At 71.0% G+C, this 2,174-nt stretch carries 1 protein-coding gene; it reads right to left on the reverse strand.

Features of this window, described 5'->3' with window-relative positions:
* The coding region (locus FVW27_RS13645) for an ATP-grasp domain-containing protein (RefSeq protein WP_167126021.1) at nt 1-2,072 on the reverse strand (2,072 nt) is incomplete at its 3' end.
* Nucleotides 2,073-2,174 lie beyond the last annotated feature (102 nt).

Here is a 2,174-nt window from a genome sequence, read left to right on the forward strand (position 1 = left end):
GGGCACACGGCAAAGCCCGCGTCGCGCATGGCTTGCAACTTGCCGTCCACCCCGCCGGTGGCCTCGTCCAGGATGGCCCCGGCGTGGCCCATGCGGCGACCGGGCGGCGCCGTGCGCGCGGCGATGAAGCCCAGCACCGGCTTGGTGAAACCGGTGGCGGTCACCCAGCGGGCCAGGTCCTCTTCCGCCGTGCCGCCCACTTCGCCCAGCACCAGCACAGCCTCTGTGGCGTCATCGTCGCGGATGCATTCGAACAGCGCAATGAAATCGCTGCCGATGAACGAATCGCCCCCCACCCCGGCGCAGAACGATTGGCCGATGCCCGCCGCCGACAGGCGTGCCGCCGCCTCGTAGGTCAGCGTGCCCGAGCGCGAGAAGATGGCCACCGGCCCCGGCGTGAACACGTAGCCCGGCATGATGCCGATCTTGGTGGCCCCCGGCACGATGATGCCCGGCGTGTTGGGCCCGATGACCCGCGTGGGCGACGGCGGCACGTTCTTCAGCGCGGAAAGCATGGCCCGCTGCGGAATGCCTTCGGTGATGCACACCGCCCACGGGATTTCCTCCGCCGCCGCCTCCATGACCGCATCGGGCGCGAAGGGCGCGGGCACGAAGATGATGGAGGCGTCGATGCGGTGGTGCCTGCATGCCTCGTGCACCGAGTCGTACACCGGCACGCCCAGCACGCTCTGCCCTCCCTTGAACGGGGTTACCCCGGCCACGATGCGCGTGCCGTATTCCTGCATCAGTTGCACGTGGCGCTGGGCCACCTTGCCGGTGATGCCCTGCACCAGCACCTGGGTATCCGGCCCCAGCCACGGCACACCGCGCCTGCCGGAACGCCGGTAGCCCTTGCGGGCTGCGGGGGGCAGCGGCCACGCCTCGTCGGCAAGGGGGTATGCAACGGGCGGAACGGCAGGGGCCGTGCCCGCTGCCCGATGGGCCTCGTCCAGCCGCCGCAGGGCGTCCAGCGCGTCGGCCACCTCGTCGGCGATGATCACGTCCGGATGGGCAAAGGCGCGCAGCAGTTCGCGCCCCTCGGCCGATTCGTGCCCGGCCATGCGCACCACCACGGGCTGGGCGGCGCGTTCCGTGCCCAGAGCCTCCATCAGCGCGCGGGCCACCCCGGCGCAGGACACGATGCCCCCGAACAGGTTGATGAACACCGCCCGCACCTGCGGATTGGCAAACAGCAGATCCAGTGCCCGACGCATGCGCGCGCCGTCCGCCGCGCCGCCAAGGTCCATGAAGTTGGCGGCGGGCAGGCCGGAAAAGTTCAGCAGGTCCATGGTGGCCATGGCAAGGCCCGCGCCGTTGACCAGAAGGCCCACCCAGCCGGAAAGGCCCACGTAGCTCAGCCCGGCATCGCGCGCGGCGTTTTCCTCCGCGCCGTGGTGTTCCGGCGTGTAGTAGCCCTGCAGGTCGGGCCGCAGGTCCACCACGTTGTCGTCCAGTTCAACCTTGCCATCCAGGGCCACCCACTGTCCTGCCCCGGTGAACACCAGCGGGTTGATTTCCGCCAGCAGCAGGCCATCGTCGCGTACTGCCCGGAAAAGGCGCTCGGCAAGGTCGCGAAAGCCCGCCCAGCCTGCCGGGTCCGCCCCCAGTTCGAAGAACGCCGCCCGCAGGTGGTGTTCGCGCAGGCCCGCGTCCAGCGGCACCCGCTGCACCAACGGCTTGCGGCTGTCCGCCGTGGCCTCCACCTCCATGCCGCCCCGGTGGCTGGTGGTCAGCAGCATCTCGCGCCGCTGGCGCGAAAGCATGAACGACAGGTAGCATTCCTTGCGGATGTCCGTGGCCGGTTCCACCCGCACGAAGGGCACGGCGTGACCCTTGATGGTCATGCCCAGGATGGTCCGTGCGGTGGCGCGCAACGCATCGGGCGTATCGGCCCGCAGCACGCCGCCCGCCTTGCCGCGCCCGCCGGTAAGCACCTGCGCCTTGACGTACCAGGGGCCGGGAAACGGCGGCGCATACGCGTCCACGTCTTCCGGCCCCAGACAATCCCCGGCGGGGACGGCAATCCCCGCCGCGGCGAACAGCTTCTTGCTCTGGTGTTCGTTCAGGAACATCCGTCCCCCTGCGTGCGGCGTGCGGTGCGCGGGCCGCCAACTGCCGGGGACGCCGCGCGCCCCGGTCCGGCCCGTGTCGGCCCTGCCTGGGGCGCATCGCGC

The organism is Nitratidesulfovibrio liaohensis (assembly GCF_011682075.1).
Taxonomy (GTDB): domain Bacteria; phylum Desulfobacterota; class Desulfovibrionia; order Desulfovibrionales; family Desulfovibrionaceae; genus Cupidesulfovibrio; species Cupidesulfovibrio liaohensis.